Below are 20,307 nucleotides of genomic sequence, written 5' to 3' on the forward strand. Positions count from 1 at the left end.
GGTCAGGCTATTTAATTTGTCAGTCTGCTATGGGCAGTGCTCACCATCCCGACGGACTCTCTGTTCGTGCTGGTTGTGCCGCGCTGTCCCTCTCCGGACTGCCTGCCACCATGACGCCTGCCGGCACAGGCTCTGACAGTGAGGGGATGCTATGAACGGCTTAATGAAACTCGACCGCATTGACATCAACATTCTGGTGCAGCTTCAGAAAGATGGCCGTATCAGCAACGTTAACCTCGCCGATGCCGTAGGCCTCTCGCCCAGCCCCTGCCTGCAGCGGGTCAAACGTCTGGAGCAGGCCGGATTTATCACCGGCTATGAAGCGCACATCAATCTCACCCGCATTACTGATTCGGTGACGGTCTTTACCGAAGTCACCCTGTCAGGCCATCGCCGCGAAGACTTCATGAAGTTTGAAAGTGCGATGCGCGACGTGGATGAGCTGATGGAGTGTCATCTCATCACCGGCGGCTACGACTACCTGCTGCGCTTCATTACCCGCAGTATTGAACATTACCAGGAAGTCATTGAGAAGCTGCTCGATGCTCAGATCGGCATTGATAAGTACTTCAGTTATATCGTGATCAAATCCCCGATTATGAAAAGCAGCGTGCCGCTGCGATCGCTGATCGGCAAACATAACTCCGTCGAATTCGGCGTATAACGGGCGGCCCGGCGTCGCCCCTGTCTCATGACATGCTGAAAGCGGGCCGTCACCCCGGTCCCGCGCCTCCATTCCGGCCGTTTCATCCTGCACCTCTTCCCCCACGCCACGCCTGCGGTTCTTCATCAGCATAAAATTTTTTTCCGCTGCCAATTTCAGCGGCCCTGCCAGGTTTTACCGCCCGCTACAGCCGCAACCGTTGCACCAATCCTTTTACACTGATTGCTACAGAAACAAGGAGTTGTCATGGACTCATTACAGATTGCTGACCAGCAGTGGCAGCGCGATGCGTTCACCATTTCGACCTGCCGTCAGCGGCTCGACCTGGCATGGATTCACCACCAGCTGGCGGAGAAATCGTACTGGGCCAAAGGCCAGCCGGAGGAGAAAACCCGCAGGGCGATAGCCGGTTCGCTGCCATTTGGCCTCTATGACCAGACGTCACAGATTGGCTTTGCCCGGCTGATCACCGACTACACCCGCTTTGGCTGGCTGTGCGATGTGATGATTGACGAAAACTGGCGCGGTCACGGGCTGGGCAGCTGGCTGGCGACCTGCGTCCGTGAACATCCGGAGCTGCAAACGGTGCACCGCTGGATGCTCTCAACCCAGGATGCTCATCAGGTCTATCAGCGGCTCGGCTGGCGCGTGGTGCAGCATCCCGGAATGCTGATGGAGTTTCCCCCTTCCTGACACAGGAGTTAACCCGATATGCGATACCGCGTTGGCGTGGATATTGGTGGATCCTTTACCGATTTCGCCGTGCTTGATCAACAGACCCACCAGATCCACACCCTGAAAGTCCTGTCGCGGCCGGATAAGCCCGGTAGCGAGATCGTGACCGGGCTGACGCAGTTTCAGCAGCGCCAGGGCATTGACCCAGCGGAGATTGGCTACTTCACCCACGGCACCACGGTCGGGATCAACGCGGTTATTCAGCGGCGCGGCGTGCGCCTGGCGCTGTTTACCACCGAAGGCTTCTGCGACGTGCTGGAGCTGGCCCGGCTGAAAATCCCCCATATCCATGACCTTTTCTCGCGGCGAGCGGCACCGCTGATTACCCGCGATCGGGTGTTTGCTATCCGCGAACGCAGTGACGCACACGGCAATGTGCTGCAACCGGTGGATCGTCAGAGCGTGCTCAACGCTATCGACCAGGCGCGCGCCGCGGGCTGTCAGGGCATTGTGGTCTCGCTGCTGCACAGCTATCGCAACCGGCAGAACGAGGCGGCAGTGAAAGCGATCATCGATGAGGTCGCGCCTGAACTGCTGACCTCCTGCTCTGCGGACATCTGGCCGATCATCCGCGAATATGAACGCACCATCACCGCCACCATTAATGCCTACGTTCAGCCGATGGTGATCCACTACCTGGAATCCTTCGAACAGGCGCTGACACGGCTGGGCGTCAGGCCGCCGCCGCGCATCACGAAATCTAACGGGGGCGTCATGGGCGTGGAACAGGCGAAGCGTGAATGCGTGCAGATGGTGCTCTCCGGAACGGCGTCCGGAGTGATTGGCGCCAGCTATCTCGCCAGCGCCTGCGGTTTTGATAAAATCCTCAGCCTGGACATTGGCGGCACCAGCGCCGATGTGGCCGTGATTATCGATGGCAACGTGGCGCAGGGTAACGGTGAGATCATCGGTGACTTCCCGATATTTATTCCCTCCGTCGCCGTGACCTCAGTGGGTCAGGGCGGCGGCTCGCTGGCCTGGATCGACGGGCAGGGCGTCCTGCAGATGGGGCCCGACAGTGCAGGGTCGCTGCCCGGTCCGGTCTGCTTCCGGCGCGGCGGCACGCAGCCCACGGCCACCGATGCCTTCGCTGCCTGCGGCATGATGGGCCACGGCGCGCTGGGATACGACGCGGTGACGGTCGATGTTGATGCCGCCTGTCAGGCCTTTCAGCCCCTGGCTGAGGCGCTCAACATTTCGGTGCAGGAAACGGCAGAAACCGCCATTCAGCTGGCGATCTCCAGCATGTACAGCGACACCAGCGGCCTGCTGTCGCGCTTTGGCCTTGATCCGCGTGAATTCTGGTTTCTCGCCTTTGGCGGCGCAGGGCCGATGATGGGCTGCTTTCTGGCCCGCGAACTCAATATGAAAGGGGTGATTGTGCCGCCGACGCCGGGCGTCCTCTCCGCGCTGGGGGGGCTGGTGGCGGACATCCGCAACGACTTTATCCGCACGCTTTACGGCGATCTGACGCCCGCGCTGGCCGATACCCTGGCCAGTGAAGCCGCGGCACTGCAGCAGAGGGCCTGCAACTGGCTGGAGCAGGAGCACGGCAGCGAGATGCCCTATGACCTGCAGTTCAGCGCCGACATGCGCTATCGCGGCCAGTCGTTTGAAATCGACGTGCCGCTGGAGGCGGAGTGGCTGGCTCAGGCGGATTTCACCGCCCTGCACGACGCCTTTGATCGTCAGCATCATCAACGCTTTGGTCACTGCGACCCGCAGGCACCCGTGCAGCTGATCACTCTGCGGCTGGTGATCGTCTCGCCCACGCCTAAACCCGTGATGCGCCCGTTGCCCGTGGCGACGGACGCGGTGCCGGTGCTGAAGCAGACCCGGGCGTGGATAGACGGCGGCTGGCATCAGGTCGATCTGGTGCTGCGCGCGGCGCTGCGTGCGGGGCATGAGCTCTGTGGTCCGGTGATTATCGCTCAGGACGACTGCACCACCTGCGTACCGCCGGGGATGGGCGTCAGGGTCGATTCATTCGGTAACCTGCTGATTACGGCGAGCGAGGCATAACATGGCGATTGATGGTCGTAACTTACAAATCCTGGCGAACTACTGCGCCGCCGCGGCCGATGCGATGGCCTTTACCCTGATGCGCACCGCGCACTCCACCTTCGTAAAAGAGACGGAAGATTTCTCCTGCCAGATTGTCAGCCGAAGCGGGCTGGCCTTTGCCTCACCGCGCAGCTTTGGCGCACCCTGGTACAGCGGCATCGACTACGCGCCGGTGCTGGCGCTGATTGAGGAGTATGCCGAGGGCGACATCTGTATCACGAACGATGCCTACGCCGGTAACGTGGCCACGCACTCGCCCGACATCCATATCTGGAAACCGGTGTTCCATCAGGGCGACATTGTCTGCTTTGTTGTGGGTCACATCCATAACACCGACGTGGGCGGCGCGGTGCCGGCTTCTCTGTCGCGCTCGCTGACCGATATCGTGCAGGAGGGGATCCGCATCCCGCCGCTGAAGATCATGCGGCAGGGTCAGCTCAATGAAGAGGTTGCCAGCATTATGCGGCTCAACGTCCGGGTGCCGGAGCAGAACTGGGGCGATTTCAAAGCGCAGCTGGCGTCGGTGAACGTAGGGGAGCGTAAAATCCATGACATCATTGCCCGCTTTGGCATTGAGGACTTTCTGCAGGGCATTGAAGGTATTCTCGATTATGCCGAAGCGCAGGCACGCGCCATCATCAGCACCATCCCCGATGGCGACTATTTCTATGCCGACTACGCCGATGAAGATGGAGAGGGCGGCTATCCCTGTCGCATCGCCGTTACGCTCCGGGTCGAGGGCGACCAGCTGACGCTGGACTACACCGGCAGCGATCCGCAGCTGGCCTCGTCGCTGAACATGCCGACCGGCGGGCGGGAGCGGCATCCGCTGGCGCTGGTGGGCGTGACCTATGTGCTCTCAACTTTGGACCGCTCGCTGCTGCTCAACGCGGGCACGCTGCGGCCAACCCGGGCCATTCTGCCGCCTGGTACGGTAATGAACTGCGAGGCACCGGCGGCGGTCGGGATGCGATCGCTGACCTGCGCGCTGTCGCAGATTGCGACCCTCGGCGTCTTCTCGCTGGCGATGCCGGAACGCCTGCCGGCGAACTCGCCCGGCGGCAACTCCATCATGAATATCCGCACGCAGATCCATGACCGCAGCGTCGTCGCCTCGCTGGGGCCGGTAGGCGGCGGAGCGGGCGGTACGCCGCGTCATGACGGCCCCGATGGTTCCGGCGGGCTTTCCGCCTTCCTGAAAAACACCCCGATCGAGATTAACGAGGCGGAAGTGCCGGTTCGTTTTCATCGTTACGGGCTGGCGCAGGACAGTGCCGGAGCGGGCCAGTTCCGGGGCGGCTTAGCGACTGAAATGGCTTTTGAGATCTTCTCGCCCGGTACTACCATTACGGCGCGCAACCGTAACCGGTCGGTGTTTGCCTCGGCGGGCGTGGTGGGCGGACGCAGCGGCGCGCTGTCAACCTTTTGCACCCGGCGCAACGGCGAGATCCTTCATCACGGCAACACGGATGTGATCCACTGCCAGCCGGGCGATGTGGTTGAAGTACGCGGCCCCGGCGCGGGCGGATATGGCCTGCCGTCGCAGCGCGATGTGGAGGCCGTGATGCAGGATGTGCGCTGCGGCTATCTCAGTATCGCAGCGGCCAGGACGCAGTATGGCGTGGTGGTGACAGATAACCGCGTGGATGATGACGCCACAGCGCGCCTGCGTGCCGAAATGCCGCAGCAGGCAACCCGCCATTTTGAGCACGGGGACGCACGGCAGCGCTATGAGGCTCTCTGGACGCCAGCGCGTTATGCACTGCTGACGACTTTTCTGGCGAGCGCGCCGGTCAGCTGGCGTCACTTCCTGAAAACCCAGGTATTCCGCAGGGTTGAGGAATCAGGCGAAACGGCGGAGATGGCGCAGATATTTAGTGATTTGCGTCAGCGATATCCGGCTATCACGAACAATTAAAGGCAATCGCTCATCGTCTACTACGCTTTAAGTCTGCATGGACTACGAGGGGAAACGCGACGATGAGCATGAAAACCAGTGATTTTTTTGTCCAGCGCCTGAAAGAGTGGGGTGTGACACGCATCTACGGCTATCCGGGAGATGGCATCAACGGGGTGCTGGGCGCGATTCAGCGTGCGAATGCTAAAGGCGAAGGTATCGAATTTATTCAGGTGCGGCACGAAGAGATGGCCGCCTTTATGGCCGCCGGACATGCAAAGTTCACCGGCGAACTGGGCGTCTGCCTCTCTACCGGCGGACCGGGCGCCACCCACCTGCTGACCGGCCTCTACGATGCGAAAATGGACCATGCGCCGGTGCTGGCGATCGCCGGTCAGGCGGAAGCGACCGCCCGCGGGGCCAGCTATCAGCAGGAGATGAATCTGGATCGCATCTTTTCCGACGTCGCTAACTTTGTTCAGGAAGCCTCCACGACGAGTCAGGTGCGTCACCTGCTGGATCGGGGCGTGCGCATTGCCAAAGCGCAGAATGGCGTGGCGGTCATCATCATTCCCAAAGATATTCAGGATGAAGAGTGGCAGCCGCCGCAGCATCTGCACGGTTTCACCCATTCCGGCAGCGGTTATCAGCGTCCGAAAGTGATCCCTTATGAGGCAGATTTGCAGCGCGCCGCCGACGTGCTTAACGCCGGTAAAAAGGTGGCGATTCTGATTGGTGCCGGCGCGCGCGGTGCGGCTGTTGAAGTGGTTCAGGCCGCGAATGTGCTGGGTGCCGGTGTGGCAAAAGCCCTGCTGGGCAAGGATGTGCTGCCGGACGATGCACCCTTTGTCACCGGGTCGATTGGGCTGCTCGGCACCAAACCCTCCTCCGATTTAATGAAGAACTGCGATACGCTCCTGATGATCGGCAGCGGCTTCCCGTGGACAGAATTTCTGCCGGAAGAGGGCAAAGCGCGTGCGGTGCAGATTGATATCGATCCGGCCATGCTAGGCCTGCGCTATCCCAGCGAGGTCAATCTGCACGGCGATGCAGCGGAAACCCTGCGGGCGCTGTTGCCGCTGCTGGAGCACAAGCAGGATCGCAGCTGGCAGGAAGAGATTGCCGTTCAGGTGCGCGACTGGTGGACGCTGATGGAGGAGCGCGCCCTGGCACCCGCGAATCCGGTTAACCCGCAGCGGGTGGTGTGGGAGATGTCTCCCCAGCTGCCGGACAACGCGATTGTGACCTCCGATTCCGGCTCCTGCGCCAACTGGTTCGCCCGCGATTACCGGGTTAAGCAGGGGCAGCGTGCCACGCTCTCCGGCGGTCTGGCCTGTATGGGCGCAGCGGTGCCCTACGCGATTGCGGCAAAATTTGCCCATCCGGAAAAACCGGTGGTGGCGCTGGTCGGTGACGGTGCCATGCAGATGAATAACATGGCTGAGCTGATCACCCTTCAGAAATACTGGCAGCAGTGGGCCGATCCGCGCCTGATTGTCTGTGTGTTCAATAACCAGGATCTCAACCAGGTGACCTGGGAGCAGCGCGTGATGGAGGGTAATCCCCGTTTCGATGCCTCGCAGCAGCTACCGGATGTGAAGTATGCCGAATTTGCCCGGTCGCTGGGGCTGATCGGGATTTATGTCGATCAGCCGGACGATCTGGCGGCGGCCTGGCAGCAGGCGCTCAGCGCCGACCGCCCGGTTTTACTGGAGGTGAAAACGGATCCGGAGGTCGCACCGTTGCCGCCACACATCACCTTCAAACAGGCAAAAGCCTTTATGGCGTCGATGGTGAAGGGCGATCGCGGCGCGGCGCAGATCATCAGTGACACCGCCAGCCAGCTGTTCCACAAAAAGCATTAGGGGCTAAGTGAGGCCGTCGCGCCTCACTAACCTTACACCCGGATGCATTCGCGTCCGGGTAATCCCCACTTCATCTCACTTAACGGGAGTCCTTATATGACTGCTCACTCCACCCCTGTCTGGTTAATATCGGGATGTTCGACCGGTTTTGGTCGTGAACTGGCGCAGCAGACGATTGCGCGGGGTTTTAAGGTTGTCGTGACGGCGCGTCATACCGACGCCATTGCCGATCTGGTTGACGGACACGACAACGCGCTGGCGGTGGCTCTGGATGTCACACAGCAGGCGAGCATCGACCAGGCCGTAAAGGCAGCACTGGACGCCTTCGGTACGATCGACGTGCTGGTGAATAACGCCGGTTATGGCTATCAGAGTTCGGTGGAAGAGGGCGTGGAGAGCGAAATCCGTGCACAGTTCGATGCCAATGTATTCGGTCTGTTTGCCCTGACCCGTGCCGTGCTGCCGGTCATGAGAAAAGCGCGAAGCGGTCACGTCATCAACATCACTTCAGTCGCAGGCTTAATCGGCTTTGCCAGTTCCGGCTACTACTCTGCCAGCAAACATGCGGTGGAAGGCTGGTCCGATGCGCTGGCGCTGGAAGCCGGCCCGCTGGGCATTCACGTCACCTGCGTTGAGCCTGGCCCATTCCGCACCGACTGGGCGGGACGTTCACTGCATCAGACGCCGAGCACGCTGCCGGAATATGCAGAGACCGCCGCCGCACGGATGAAAGCAACCGCCGAAAACAGCGGCACCCAGAAGGGCGATCCGGCGCGCGCCGCCAGCGCGATGATCGCTATCACGGAGGAGGATCATCCGCCACGCCATCTGGTGATGGGCGCCTGGGGGCATGAAGCCGTCATCAGCAAGCTTAAAGAGAGGCTGGCGGAGGTCGAGGCCTGGAAACAGACTTCAGTCGGAACTGATTTTCCGGAATAGGGTGAGTGCCGTGGGGAAGCGGAACGCTGCCTGCGTGCGTCTGCACAGGATGAAAACAGAGAAGGCCCGTTCAGCGGGCCTTGCAGAGTGAAGTGCCTGCTCCGGCTTATCAGGAGCCGGTAACGACAAAATGCCTGTTGCGCGCTTTTTGTGCAGTGAAGAGAGGCGTGCGCATTGCGGGTCGGGCATTCGATTGTTTCACACTAACATCCGGAAATAAGAATCAGCGCCATCTCATTCGCCAGTGCGCCGAGTTCACGTTCGACATCTGCGGACGCTGAAGCGGGCTGACCATCAAGCATAATGCCGAGATCTTCATCACTGATACGATCGCCAAAAAGCATTATTGCCGTGTCGCCATGCTGCCTGGAAGCCCACTGAAGCCCCTGCGCTTCGGGGTTACAGTGATGTATTCGCTCAGCCCATCGCCGGGTTTCCGGATAATGATCGGCAGTCGATCCCAGCAATTCGCCTTGCGTAATGCCATGTTTTTTCATGAAACGTGGATTAAGATCTACGAGCTTAATCTCTGCATTCGGCGTGAGCTGACTGTGTACCAGCTGTTTCAGTACTGTCAGGTCTACCGGCGTATTTTCACAAGGCACAGGCAGATCATGCAATACCGTTTCCATCAGGGCAACAGCCAGCGTCCTGCCGCCATAAAGAGTCGGGATAATGCGACCGGCCCGGTCAGTAATCGGACTGAAACGACCCATGCCTTTTCCAGGATTGAACTCCGCGGCGCCGTACTGAAACCAGTGAATGCGGTCGATCTTTTTACCTTTTGGCCAGATGACCAGAGAGACGGATAAATCGTCATCTTTACCGGGTGTTTTAATTTTTTCAGCCATGAACCGGACCTTCCTTTGCCCGCTGTGCCGCCTCCAGTACTTTTTGAGGTGCAGATGCCATCAGATCCTTAGGTTTTTCATTACCCAGCCAGCTATTTGGCGTTCCAAACCAGACAGCCAGCGTCCAGGGCGTTTTCAGTTCGCCAAACAGCGTGATAATTTTTTTCATCAGCGGCAATGGTTGTCCGCCGATATCCAGCCCATAGGCCGGATAGAGATCCTTGCCTTCAAAGGACAGGGCAAAAATCCTGCCGGTTCGTTTCCAGCGATTAGGCAAGCCACTGGGATTCTTTACATTCTCACTACTGCCTGCACGGCGCGAGACCTCCTGTGCAGGTAACCACTCGCTGTCTTCCAGAATATGCCTTCTGAGTTGTTCCAGTCTTGCGGTGTTATTTATCGTAACCGGTTGCCGGGTCTGCTCAGTTTTCAGTGCGCCGGCAGGGTGAACAGCCAGCTTACCGTGACTGGCGAGTTGACTGACGCCTGAAACAGCCCGAAAAGCAGCATCCAGGGCGATTTCAAAGGCGGCTTCATCCACAGAATCTGGACGTTTCACCACATAGTATTGTGCTGCTTCATCATGGCAGTGCGGTACTGAGACGGTAATTTCTGCCTGCCCCTGAGACCGGGAAGAAGAAATGCTGGCGGACGGCACGGGTATGACGTCGAAGCCGGTAGATTTATCAAACCCGATCATGATTCAGCTCCTGTTTACAACATATCGTATATCTACAATATATCGTATATCGCACAAATTTCCTACACGCGTTGTTCATAAAGTAGTCATTGACAGGCTGAGTTTCAGCCGTGAGAGATAGCAAAACACGCCCCCTTATTGCGCAGCCCTGCGCCATCATCGTGCTGAAAAAATAAACACCCCTCCGTGCCTGACATCATAAGAATTCGATCTTGTATCCCAGGCCGTATTCCATCTGGCATCCCGCTTTCGGTAGGGGAGATCGTCCGCTATCTGGCACGCTTAATGCACTCGCTGACAGGTACATTTTTGGCGAGGTATTCCATGTTTGACTCCTTATTAGACGACGATGCCACCACGATGGCCGCACGCATCCGCAGCGGGGAAGTCTCGGCCTGTGAGCTGACCGGGGCAGCGCTGGCGCGGATGGCGGAACGGGAACCGGCGATAAAGGCGTTCTGTACGCCCACGCCGGAGCTGGCGATGGCGCAGGCGCGCGCGGTCGATGCCCGACGCGCACGCGGTGAAACGCTGGGGGCGCTGGCAGGCGTTCCGCTGGCGGTCAAGGATCTGATCTGTACGGCGAATGTCAGAACCACCTCCGGCTCGGCGGCATACCGCGATTTCGTGCCGGAAGATGACGACATCACGGTGGAACGGCTGCTGGCCGCCGATGCGATCCTGCTGGGTAAAACCACCGCACCGGAATTTGGCTATAGCGGCGTCGGGCACAATCCGCTGTTCCCTTCACCGCGTAATCCCTGGGATCTCACCCTGACGCCCGGCGGCTCCAGTGCGGGATCGGGGGCTGCCGTGGCGGCCCGGATCTGCCCGATTGCGCTTGGCAGCGATGGCGGCGGCTCGGTCCGCATTCCGGCGGCGCACTGCGGCATTTTCGGCTTTAAAGCCTCGATGGGTCGGGTGCCGCTGTGGCCCGGCTGTCGTGATGAGCGCTATCCCGGCGTGTCGAGCTGGGAGTCGCTGGAGCATATCGGGCCGATGACGCGCAGCGTCCGCGATGCGGCCCTGATGCTGTCTCTGATGGCCGGGCCGGACATGCGCGATCGCCACTCTATTCCCTGCAGCGACGTGGACTGGCTGGGTGCGACACAGCATCTGCCCGGCCGGTTGCGCATCGCTTTCAGCGCGGATTTCGGCTATGTGGCCGTGGACCCGGAGGTGCGGGCGGTGGTCAGCGCGGCGGTAGAGCGTTTTGCCGCTGAAATCGGTGCAGAGCTGGAGCTGGCCGATCCCGGCTTCAGCGATCCGGCCGCCGCCTTTGGCGCGCTGGTGGCGATGGAGAGCGACCTGACCGGGATGCGTCAGATGATGGCGGAGCAGGGCAGCGCGATGTCGCCGCATCTGGTGGCGATGCTGCAGCGCGACTGGCGGGCGGAGCACTTTACCGATGCCATCGCCACCCGAAAAGCGGTCAGCAACAGCCTGTGGCGCTTTATGCAGCGCTTTGACCTGCTGATTACCCCGACGCTGGCGGTCCCGCCGTTCCCGCTGGGGATGCAGGGGCCGGAAATCATCGATGGCCGTATGGTCCGCAGCGATCACTGGCTCTCCTTCTGCTATCCGTTCAACTTCACCGGCCAGCCCGCCGCGTCACTACCCGCCGGTTTTACCGCCAGCGGCCTGCCCGTAGGGCTGCAGATTGTCGGGCGTCATCTCGATGATGCCTTAGTGCTGGCTGCCAGTGCCGCTTTCGAGCGCATTCAGCCGTGGAATCACCTTCAACCCGGGATCGCCCAATGAAAACCTCATCTTCACCTGCGCTGGAGCAGGAGTTTGAACATCAGCCGGTGCCGCTGTCGCATCGTCACTCAACCCGTTCCGTCTCGGCGGTCTGGTTCGGCTTTCCGATGATCCTCACCAATGCGCTGTTTGGCGGCATCATCACCTGGCATCTGGGCTTCTGGCCGGCGCTGATCGCGATCCTGCTCGGCAACCTGGTGCTGTTTGCCTATGTCGGTGCGCTGAGCTGGTACGCCGGTAACAGCGGCATGAATTTCGCCTTACAGGCGCGGCGCACCTTCGGCAGCAAAGGCTACATCCTTGTCTCCGGCTTTCTTTCGACGGTGGTGATCGGCTGGTACGCCTTCCAGACCGGGCTGACGGGCACGGTCATCAACCAGACCTTTGGCTGGAATGCGCTGGCCGTGACGGCATTTGCGATGATCCTTTACACCGGCATCACCTTCCTGGGCGTGCGGGCGCTGTCGGTGCTGGGCATGATCGCGGCACCGCTGTTTGTGGTGCTGGGCGTGGTGGCGCTGTGGCTGATCAGCAAACAGCATGACTTCTCCGTCGTGACCCAGTGGAAGGGCAGCGCCAGCGCCGCCGGCGCCATGAGTATGGGCACCGCCGTCACTATGGTGGTGGCGGGGTTTGCCGACTCGGGCACCATGACCGCCGACTTTACCCGCTGGTCGAAGAGTGGTCGTTCGGCCGTGATTGCCGCCTTCTCCGCCTTTCCGGTTGCTAACGTGATCTCCTACCTGTTCGGCGTCGTGATTGTCGCCGCAGGGGCCGCCGTCGATCCGCTGACCAACGGCGGTAATTTCCTGCCGATGCTCATGGGGCATGGCGCCTTCCTCTCGGTCGTGGCCTGTCTGTTTGTCTTTATCAATCTCGGTTCGGTCTGCACGCACTGCCTCTATAACGGCGCGGTGGGCTTCAGTCACCTGTTCAGCAGCAAAATGCGGCTCTGGACGGTGATTCTGGGAGCCATCGGCGGCGTGCTGGCGCTGGCGGGTGTCTGGTCCTATTTCCTGGAGTGGCTGAGCCTGCTGGGAATTGTGGTGCCGCCGTTTGGCGCGGTGATGATTGTGGATTTGATTTTTATGGCGCGCATCAGCGAACAGCGTCCGGCGCAGCGATTCCGGGGGGATGCTTTCGCGGCCTGGGCCATTGGCAGTCTCTGTGCGGTAATCGCCCATCTCGCCTTTCCGCAGTTCGGTGAAGCGGTGATCGGTCTGGTCACCGCCGCAGTGAGTTACAGCCTGATCAGCAGAGTGCGCCTGCCGCGCCCCGTTATGGAGAAGAGCAATGTTTAGTGTTAATTCCACGCCTTACAGCTGGCCGTTTGACGGCAGTTTCACCCCGGCCGATACGGCGCTGATTGTGATCGACATGCAGACCGACTTCTGCGGCGTGGGCGGCTATGTCGACAGCATGGGTTATGACGTAAGCCTGACCCGTGCGCCGATCGCCCCGCTGCAGCAGGTGCTGGCGGCGATGCGTGCCCGGCAGTTTCCGGTTATCCATACCCGCGAAGGGCATCGGCCCGATCTCAGCGATCTGCCCGCCAACAAACGCTGGCGTTCGCGTCGTATGAACGCCGGCATCGGGGATACCGGGCCCTGTGGCCGCATTCTGGTGCGTGGCGAACCGGGCTGGGAGATTATTCCGGAGCTGGCACCCTTACCGGATGAAGTGGTGATCGACAAACCGGGTAAAGGGTCGTTTTACGCCACCGATCTGGAGCTGATCCTCCGCAGCCAGGGCATCCGTAATCTGATCCTCACCGGGATCACGACCGACGTCTGTGTCCACACCACGCTGCGCGAGGCCAACGATCGCGGCTTTGAGTGTCTGGTACTTTCGGACTGCTGCGCGGCGACCGAGCGGCGTCATCATGAGGCGGCGCTGAGCATGATCCACATGCAGGGCGGCATCTTCGGTGCGGTTGCCTCCTCTGCTGTGCTGCTGGACAGCCTGGGAGGGAATGCCTGACGCCGGAAGGTAAAAAGGCAGCCTGAACGCATCCGGCGCTCAGGCTGCTTCCGGCGCTCACGCCTGTTGCAGCGGGGCGGATTCCCTCAGTGCCGCGAGCCGGTCGGCGGGCACGGCCTGGCTGAACAGATAACCCTGCAACTGATTGCAGCCCGCATCCGCCAGCGCCGACATCTGCCCCGGCGTTTCAACGCCTTCCGCCGTGACCATCAGTCCCATGGCGTGCCCCAGCTTCACCACCGACTCCACAATCGCCACCGAATTTTCGGCCACGCCCAGCGACTGGGTGAAGGAGCGATCGATTTTGATTTTATCGACCGGGAACGTGCTCAGATAGTTGAGGCTGGAGTAGCCGGTGCCGAAGTCATCCAGCGCAATCCGGAAGCCTGCTTCGCGCAGCGCCACAATAATGGCGCGCGCCTCGCGTTCATCTTCGATGAGCACCCCCTCGGTGATCTCCAGCTCCAGACGGGTCGGATCGCCGCCATGCTCGCTGACGATAGCCTTTACCCGCTCAACGAAGCCGGTCGAGCGGAACTGAACGGGTGAAACGTTGACCGCCACCAGCAGTTCGGGGAAACGCTGCTGCGTCGCGCAGGCTTCCGCCAGCACCCACTCGCCCAGCGGAATAATCAGGCCGGTCTCTTCGGCGATCGCGATAAACTCACCGGGTGCAATCGGGCCGCGGGTCGGATGATGCCAGCGCAGCAGCGCTTCGACGCCCACCATCTGCTGTCCGCTGATCTCCATCAGCGGCTGATACCACACCGCCAGCCCCTGATGCTGCTGCAGCGCGATCCGCAGGTCGGCGGCGATAGCCTGACGGGTGCGCACCGACTCATCCATTGCCCGTTCAAACTGACGGTATTTACCCCGTCCGCCACTTTTGGCCTCATAGAGCGCGATATCCGCCTTACGCATCAGCTCCAGCCGATCGATGCCATCTTTGGGGGCCAGCGCCAGTCCGATACTGGCGCCGCTCCAGACATCGCTGCCGAACAGCGTAAAGGGACGGCCCAGTTCGTCGATGATACGCTGTGCCAGACTCTGCACCTGACCGATGCTTTCCACCTCCGGCATCACCACGATAAACTCGTCGCCGCCCAGGCGGCCAACGGTATCGCTGGCGCGCACCAGACGGCTCAGACGCTGCGCCACCGCGATAATCAGCTCATCCCCGGCGTGATGGCCGTGGGTGTCATTAATGGTTTTAAAGCGGTCGAGGTCGATGAGCAGCAGCGCCACCCGCTGATCGTGACGTGTAGCCAGCGCCAGCGCCTGGGTCAGGCGATCCTCAACCAGCGCACGGTTGGGCAGCCCGGTAAGCACGTCGTGAAACGCCAGATGCTGCGCCTGAGCCTCCGACGCGCCGAGCCGGAGCATCGACTGAGAGAGGTTGACCGACGAGTGCCAGAGCCGCCGCACCATATAGAGGCAGAGCAGGGATATCGCCAGCACCGCCAGCCCGGTAGAGGGGCCGATGGTCCGCAGCATGTCCGCGCCGGGCCGGGAGGGGATCCAGTTGAGATAGCCTACCGGATCGCCCGCCTGGGCAATCAGCAGATAGCGGGCGCTGGCCTCCGGCTGAGAGGCGCCATCGGAGAAGTGCAGCCCCTGCAGCTGATTGCGTTCCGCCAGGCTGGCCAGATAGCCATCATCGAGAAATTTCAGACTCACCAGCCGGAACCGTGGCTGGGTATCGCTATCCTGCTGGATCGCCCCCACGGCCAGCGCCGCCGCGCGCTGGCTTACGCGGGCATAATCGGCATCATCCCGGCGGGCCGGATCGCTGACCAGCGCATGCTGCAGAACCTCACCCGTCAGCGGGTCGTTTTCCGGGGCGGCCACCGGCTGACCTTCCCGCCACATCCGCACAATCTGGTTTTGCGGGTCCAGCACCATGATCAGCTGATGCCCGAACATCTCATAGAGCCACTCGCCAATATTCTCATCCAGCCATCTGTTACGGTGACCCTCCGCCAGGTGCTGCTGCAACGGCGCCCAGCGCGACAGGCTGTGCAACTGGCGCAGATGTTCACTCAGGCTCTGCGAAAAAGAGGCTTCGATCATCCGTTGCTGCTGATGCCGCGCTTCGCTGTTGGTCAGCGACGTGCCGGCAAACAGCGCAGCGCCCGCGCCGGTAAAGGTCAGCAGTAATATCGCCACCAGCGGCACCAGCACCTCGCGCAGGAAACTGCGCCGGAAATCAGAGGAAAGTTTAAGTGTGCTAATCATATTGTTGTTCTTCTCAGCATCAGGGGAACAGCTTAAAAATTAGCAGATGCCAGCCGATCGTCCATGCCGCGCCCGGTTTAATCGGCGGCTGAATGACGTTTTTCGCGCGTGGCGCACCGCGACGGTTGCGAACGGTCAGGCGGGAAAATTGCGCCTTTCATCAGTGAATCTAATGAAGCGAGGCGGCCGGAAGGGTAAACAGCGTCTGTCCCGCGCGGGGTGAACGCGGGCTTTCCCGCATTCCCTGTGAACTTCGCGGCTATGGTTCATACTTGTCTGCGCTGATTGACGAACGGATAACCGTGAAGACAACGGTTACTGCATGTATCACTTGCCTGCCAGCCCGAGGCTGTCAGCTGACTGAAAGGGAAAATAATGCCATTGTTATTCGGTGAGTTATCTGGTTTCCCGTCGTGGGTGCCTGTTGTATTACTCGTCTCGCTCTCGTTTGTACTGGGCTTCCTCGCCCGCCTGATCCTGCTCGGCTTTATCCGCTACTGGCAAATCCGCGACAGAAAGCTGTTCAAATCCCTGGAAAAGCACCTCAGCGGGTCGATGTTTTTCTTCGTTCCGCTGCTGATGATCAATGTCGGGATCAACTACATTAACTTCCATCCCGATTCACTGGACTTAATCACCAACATCATCAACGTCTTTATCATTATGTCCTTCTGCTCGGTCCTGATACGGCTGACCAATGTGGCGCAGGACATGCTCTATATCCGCTATGACATCAACATCTCCAATAACCTGCGGGCGCGCAAAATCCGCACGCAGATTATCTATGTCAAAAAAGTGGTGATTGTCATCCTGGTTCTCTTCTGCGTGTCGCTGATCCTGCTGAGCTTCCCCGGCGTCCGTAAATTCGGCACCACCATTCTGGCCGGTGCCGGTGTGGCCGGGATCATTATCGGTTTTGCCCTCCAGAAGTCGCTGGTCAATCTGTTTGCCGGTATCCAGATCGCCTTTACCCAGCCGATTAAGATTGATGATGCGGTGGTGGTGGAGAAAGAGTGGGGCTGGATAGAAGAGATCAACCTGACCTATGTGGTGGTGCGTATCTGGGATCTGCGCCGTCTGGTGCTGCCGATCACCTATTTTACTGAAAACCCGTTCCAGAACTGGACGCGCAATAACGCCCAGATCTTAGGCTCGGTGTTTCTCTACGTTGATTATTCGATGCCGCTGGAGCCGCTGCGCCGGCATTTTGAAAAGGTGCTGAGCGAAACCCGCCTGTGGGATGGTGAAACTCAGGTGCTGCAGGTGACCGACACCACCGAGAAGACCATGACCATCAGGATGCTGATGACCGCACAGAACTCCCCGATCGCCTTTGACCTTCGCTGCTACGTCCGGGAAAAGATGATTGAGTTTATTCAGCAGAACTACCCGCAAAGCCTGCCGCTGGTCAGGGCGTCGCTGACGGATAGCGAAAGCGTGAAGGAGGCGTCAGCGCGTACAGCGTAAAGGCGTTCTCCAGGCAGAGCGGCCGTCCGGCAGGGAAACTGTGTGAACGGGCGGCCGTTGTGCTTTGTGTCCGGAGACTGCCTTCCGGCGATCACCGGCCGCGTTCTGGCAGCCGAGGGCTACGCGCATTGAGATGAATCAGATAATTAGCCCGCAACAGCCCCGGACTGCCTTATTCTCTCTGTTTACCTTTCTCTGCTTATAGCCGCACGGCGCCGTTATCAATCCCGTAAACCGATAAATCCTGTCTGCTGAAAAAGCCTTCCGCATTCTGCCGCTGGAATTGTCAGAATAACCGTCAGGCAGAGGGGATGGAGCCTGACAGCTACCCTGTAAATCCCTTTTTCATAGACGGTTGCTGTACTTTTTCCAGCGAAAAAATATTGCCGTTGCAATGATGTAACCCGCGCAGAATGGATGTTTTATTACCAGGTTAATTATTAACGTAATGATAAATAATGATTTAACTATCCTGTCAGGAGAATGAGAATTCTGAAAATAGCGCTGGCATGACATGAGCGGAAACAGATCATTACATTGTCAGGTTATGTAAAGCCGAAAAGGCGTCCGAAAAAGGGGATTATTTGCGCAGTTTTTTTGAAAATTAAATCTCTCCGCGCCCGCGTCAGGCAAAACGCGCATTCCGCCATATACTTCAGGCATATTCACGTCATGAATATAAATGGGATTACAACGCTATTTATCGCAGCGCTGCGGACGTTTTCCGGCGGCGCATTTCAGGAGAGAGAAAAATGGATCAAACCGCATTTATGATCGGGTTTTCGATCATGGCTATCGCGTCACTGGTTATTTACGCCACTGGCGGCAAACAGTTTCCTTCCCGTCACCATACGCTGATGCACGCCTCCGTGCCGTTTATCGCCGCAACCGCCTATCTGGCCATGGCAATGGGATTCGGCAACCTCCAGCTGGACAATGGCGTCACCGTCTACCTGGCACGCTATGCTGACTGGTCTGTTACCACACCGATTCTGCTGGCCGGGCTGGTGATGCTGGCCTTTCATGAGGAAGGCAAACCGGGCGAGATGGGCGGCTTTCTGACGGCCATTATCGTGCTGGATGTGATGATGATTATCACCGGCCTGATCTCTTCGCTGGCTGAAAGCAGTGTTGCGAAATGGGTCTGGTATCTCTGGTCCTGTGCCGCATTTCTGGGTGTGGTCTACCTGCTCTGGGGACCGCTGCGTGCGATTGCCGCGACGCGGGGACGTGCGATGGCGGCGGCCTACAACAAAGACGTGGCGCTGCTGACCGTCGTCTGGTTCATCTACCCGATTGTTTTCCTGGTCGGTCCGGAAGGGCTCCGGATGATTACCGATCCGACCTCTGTCTGGGTGTTTCTGGTTCTGGACGTTATTGCTAAGGTTTTCTATGCCTTCTACGCTGCCGGAAACCTGAAAAACGCGCTGTCACAGAGCCGCTATGAGGGCAGTGCAGGCGCATGATCCGGCTGAAGCAGGGCGGATGGGCAGGGCTCTGGGGGGCAGCCTTTGTTGCCTCGCTCAGCCCCCTGTCTGTTCAGCTGGGCTTTGCGGTCATAGCGATTGGCCTGCTCGGAATGGCACACGGTGCCAGCGATCTTGAGGTGGTCCGGCGCGAGCGTCGGCTGCCGTTTCTTGCCGCCTACGGCGTGGTCATCGTGCTCTGTCTCTGCTGGTGGCATTACAATTCGGCTCTGGCACTGCCCGGCTTTTTGCTGGCCTCCGCGATACACTTTGCGCTTGAGGATGCCCCCGGCGGGCATCTTATTGAACGTCTGGCGCGGGGAATCGGCATGATTACGGCGCCAGCCGCGCTCCATCTGGGCCCGTTCAGCACCATTCTGCATCAGGCCGGGCTGGGTTCAGCCATTCCGGGTGCCGTGGCCACGGGGATTGCGGTGACGGGCGGGCTGTGTGCGGCGGGCCTGATCGTTACCGGCGTGCTGCGTCACGACCGCACGCTGATTACCGGGATGCTGGCGCTGGTGGTACTGCCGCCGTTTGTGGGATTTTCGATGGGATTTTTGATCCTGCATGCGCTGCCGCAGACCCGGCTTCGCCGCGACCAGCTCGGCTGCCGCAGCTATAACGGCTACTTGCACGCCACCTGGCCGGTACTGACGGCGGCCATTCTGCTGGCGGCGGGAACCGCCGTGATGATACACCCGGCCGACAGGGCGGGTATCCAGTCACTCTTTGCCGCGCTGGCGGCGCTGGCGATCCCGCATATGCTCATCACGCCCTGGTATGAATCACGGCAGCCCGCTTAACACAGGCTTTGCGCCTGCAAAGCAGAGGCTTATCTCATGCTCAGCGCAGACGGATTAGCTCAGCGAAAAACCGGGATCGGCGTGCTGCGCCTTATGAACAAACTGCGCGATGCGCGAACCCAGCTGGGCAATATGGTCGTAGCTGATGCTTTTAAAGAAGTCGCTGTCACTACTCTGACTGACCACCTGCCGGAAGCCGGACAGCCATCCGGCGCTGCTGCCTGAGGTATCCGTGAGGCTGAACAGGGTATCGCGTTCTTTCTGCGTCTCGTGCTCTCCACGGCTCAGCAGATCCAGCTGCTGCTGAAACTGGTTTACGCCTGCGCTGTCGCCGTACTGCCGGGCAATGTCCAGCGACTGCTGAGTGAGATCGTGCAGAAGCGTATCCTGCGCCCTGACCTTATCTGCGACAAATTTCGCCACTTCACGGTAACTGTCAGCCTGTTTTTCCTCAGGAACAAAACGTTCAACCAGCTTATTCAGCATGCCTTTTGTGACGGCAAGATCCATGGAAAGCGTCGTGGTGTTCCCCGAACCGCTGTAGGATTGCAGCGCATCAGAAATCAGTCCGGCCATATCGGTTTCAGAGAGCGTGGCGTCGGACTGCAGCGCGGCAAACCCGGTATCGATGTCGTTGATAATGCCATTGGTGACCGCGCGGCTCTGATCGAGGATCCCGTTACGAAGCTGAATCACCTCATTCAGATTCTTATCGCGGGCCGCCTGACTGAGCTGCGGCAGGGCGGAAGGGGCCGTGTCGATCACTCTGCTGACCTGTTCTTTTGTCAGCGGGATCGTTTTGGGCAGACTCGCCTGCTTGCTGAAGACGTCCACGCCGGTGAGGCTGTTCTCAGATGCGCTAATCATTACTCTCTCC

At 59.7% G+C, this 20,307-nt stretch carries 16 protein-coding genes; 12 read left to right on the forward strand and 4 right to left on the reverse strand.

Annotation, left to right across the window (positions count from 1 at the left end):
• Window positions 1-151 precede the first annotated feature (151 nt).
• The 6 genes from J1C59_RS07230 to J1C59_RS07255 all read left to right on the forward strand — a co-directional run bounded on the left by J1C59_RS07230 (window position 152) and on the right by J1C59_RS07255 (window position 8,164).
• Entirely contained in the window at window positions 152-664 is a 513-nt protein-coding gene (locus J1C59_RS07230; protein WP_111140661.1) for an Lrp/AsnC family transcriptional regulator, read from the forward strand.
• A gap of 246 nt (window positions 665-910) precedes the next feature.
• A complete protein-coding gene (locus tag J1C59_RS07235) occupies window positions 911-1,357 on the forward strand; it encodes a GNAT family N-acetyltransferase (RefSeq protein WP_128086300.1) in 447 nt (148 codons plus the stop codon).
• Window positions 1,358-1,375: 18 nt separating this feature from the next.
• Window positions 1,376-3,421, forward strand: a complete 2,046-nt coding sequence (locus J1C59_RS07240; protein WP_128086299.1) for a hydantoinase/oxoprolinase family protein — start codon at window positions 1,376-1,378, stop codon at window positions 3,419-3,421.
• Window position 3,422: 1 nt separating this feature from the next.
• On the forward strand, window positions 3,423-5,381 hold the full coding sequence (locus J1C59_RS07245) for a hydantoinase B/oxoprolinase family protein (RefSeq protein ID WP_128086298.1): 1,959 nt from the start codon (window positions 3,423-3,425) through the stop codon (window positions 5,379-5,381).
• A 62-nt stretch (window positions 5,382-5,443) separates the two neighbouring features.
• On the forward strand, window positions 5,444-7,225 hold the full coding sequence (locus J1C59_RS07250) for a thiamine pyrophosphate-requiring protein (protein WP_128086297.1): 1,782 nt from the start codon (window positions 5,444-5,446) through the stop codon (window positions 7,223-7,225).
• A 96-nt stretch (window positions 7,226-7,321) separates the two neighbouring features.
• Complete coding sequence (locus tag J1C59_RS07255) at window positions 7,322-8,164, forward strand: oxidoreductase (RefSeq protein WP_128086296.1); 843 nt, start codon at window positions 7,322-7,324, stop codon at window positions 8,162-8,164.
• Window positions 8,165-8,367: 203 nt separating this feature from the next.
• Here the strand turns inward: J1C59_RS07255 and J1C59_RS07260 are convergent, their stop codons facing one another.
• Together J1C59_RS07260 and J1C59_RS07265 are read right to left on the reverse strand one after the other, a co-directional pair.
• On the reverse strand, window positions 8,368-9,015 hold the full coding sequence (locus tag J1C59_RS07260; protein WP_140916895.1) for an RES family NAD+ phosphorylase: 648 nt from the start codon (window positions 9,013-9,015) through the stop codon (window positions 8,368-8,370).
• Entirely contained in the window at window positions 9,008-9,715 is a 708-nt protein-coding gene (locus tag J1C59_RS07265) for a hypothetical protein (protein ID WP_128086293.1), read from the reverse strand. Before J1C59_RS07265 ends, J1C59_RS07260 begins: the two co-directional genes overlap by 8 nt.
• A 324-nt stretch (window positions 9,716-10,039) precedes the next feature.
• Between J1C59_RS07265 and J1C59_RS07270 the strand changes: the two genes are divergently transcribed.
• From J1C59_RS07270 to biuH, 3 genes are read left to right on the forward strand one after another with little or no spacing between them, the layout of a single operon-like run.
• Window positions 10,040-11,476: an amidase gene (locus J1C59_RS07270; protein WP_242281371.1), complete on the forward strand. Its 1,437-nt coding sequence runs from the start codon at window positions 10,040-10,042 to the stop codon at window positions 11,474-11,476.
• Window positions 11,473-12,777 (forward strand): purine-cytosine permease family protein, encoded by a 1,305-nt coding sequence (locus J1C59_RS07275; protein ID WP_128086247.1) that lies wholly within the window; start codon window positions 11,473-11,475, stop codon window positions 12,775-12,777. The genes J1C59_RS07270 and J1C59_RS07275 overlap by 4 nt, the downstream gene beginning before the upstream one ends.
• Window positions 12,770-13,456, forward strand: coding sequence for a biuret amidohydrolase (gene biuH, locus J1C59_RS07280; RefSeq protein ID WP_128086246.1), 687 nt, complete (start codon window positions 12,770-12,772; stop codon window positions 13,454-13,456). The genes J1C59_RS07275 and biuH overlap by 8 nt, the downstream gene beginning before the upstream one ends.
• A 57-nt stretch (window positions 13,457-13,513) precedes the next feature.
• Here the strand turns inward: biuH and J1C59_RS07285 are convergent, their stop codons facing one another.
• Window positions 13,514-15,691: a putative bifunctional diguanylate cyclase/phosphodiesterase gene (locus J1C59_RS07285; RefSeq protein WP_128086245.1), complete on the reverse strand. Its 2,178-nt coding sequence runs from the start codon at window positions 15,689-15,691 to the stop codon at window positions 13,514-13,516.
• A 375-nt stretch (window positions 15,692-16,066) separates the two neighbouring features.
• Between J1C59_RS07285 and J1C59_RS07290 the strand changes: the two genes are divergently transcribed.
• From J1C59_RS07290 to J1C59_RS07300, 3 genes are all read left to right on the forward strand, one after another.
• Entirely contained in the window at window positions 16,067-17,158 is a 1,092-nt protein-coding gene (locus J1C59_RS07290) for a mechanosensitive ion channel family protein (RefSeq protein ID WP_128086244.1), read from the forward strand.
• A gap of 752 nt (window positions 17,159-17,910) precedes the next feature.
• On the forward strand, window positions 17,911-18,624 hold the full coding sequence (locus J1C59_RS07295; protein WP_128086243.1) for a bacteriorhodopsin: 714 nt from the start codon (window positions 17,911-17,913) through the stop codon (window positions 18,622-18,624).
• A complete protein-coding gene (locus J1C59_RS07300) occupies window positions 18,621-19,430 on the forward strand; it encodes a Brp/Blh family beta-carotene 15,15'-dioxygenase (RefSeq protein ID WP_242281372.1) in 810 nt (269 codons plus the stop codon). Before J1C59_RS07295 ends, J1C59_RS07300 begins: the two co-directional genes overlap by 4 nt.
• 54 nt (window positions 19,431-19,484) lie before the next feature.
• Here the strand turns inward: J1C59_RS07300 and J1C59_RS07305 are convergent, their stop codons facing one another.
• Window positions 19,485-20,297 (reverse strand): hypothetical protein, encoded by an 813-nt coding sequence (locus tag J1C59_RS07305; RefSeq protein WP_128086242.1) that lies wholly within the window; start codon window positions 20,295-20,297, stop codon window positions 19,485-19,487.
• Between the last annotated feature and the right edge of the window lie 10 nt (window positions 20,298-20,307).

The sequence above is a fragment of the Pantoea deleyi genome (assembly GCF_022647325.1).
Lineage (GTDB): Bacteria > Pseudomonadota > Gammaproteobacteria > Enterobacterales > Enterobacteriaceae > Pantoea > Pantoea deleyi.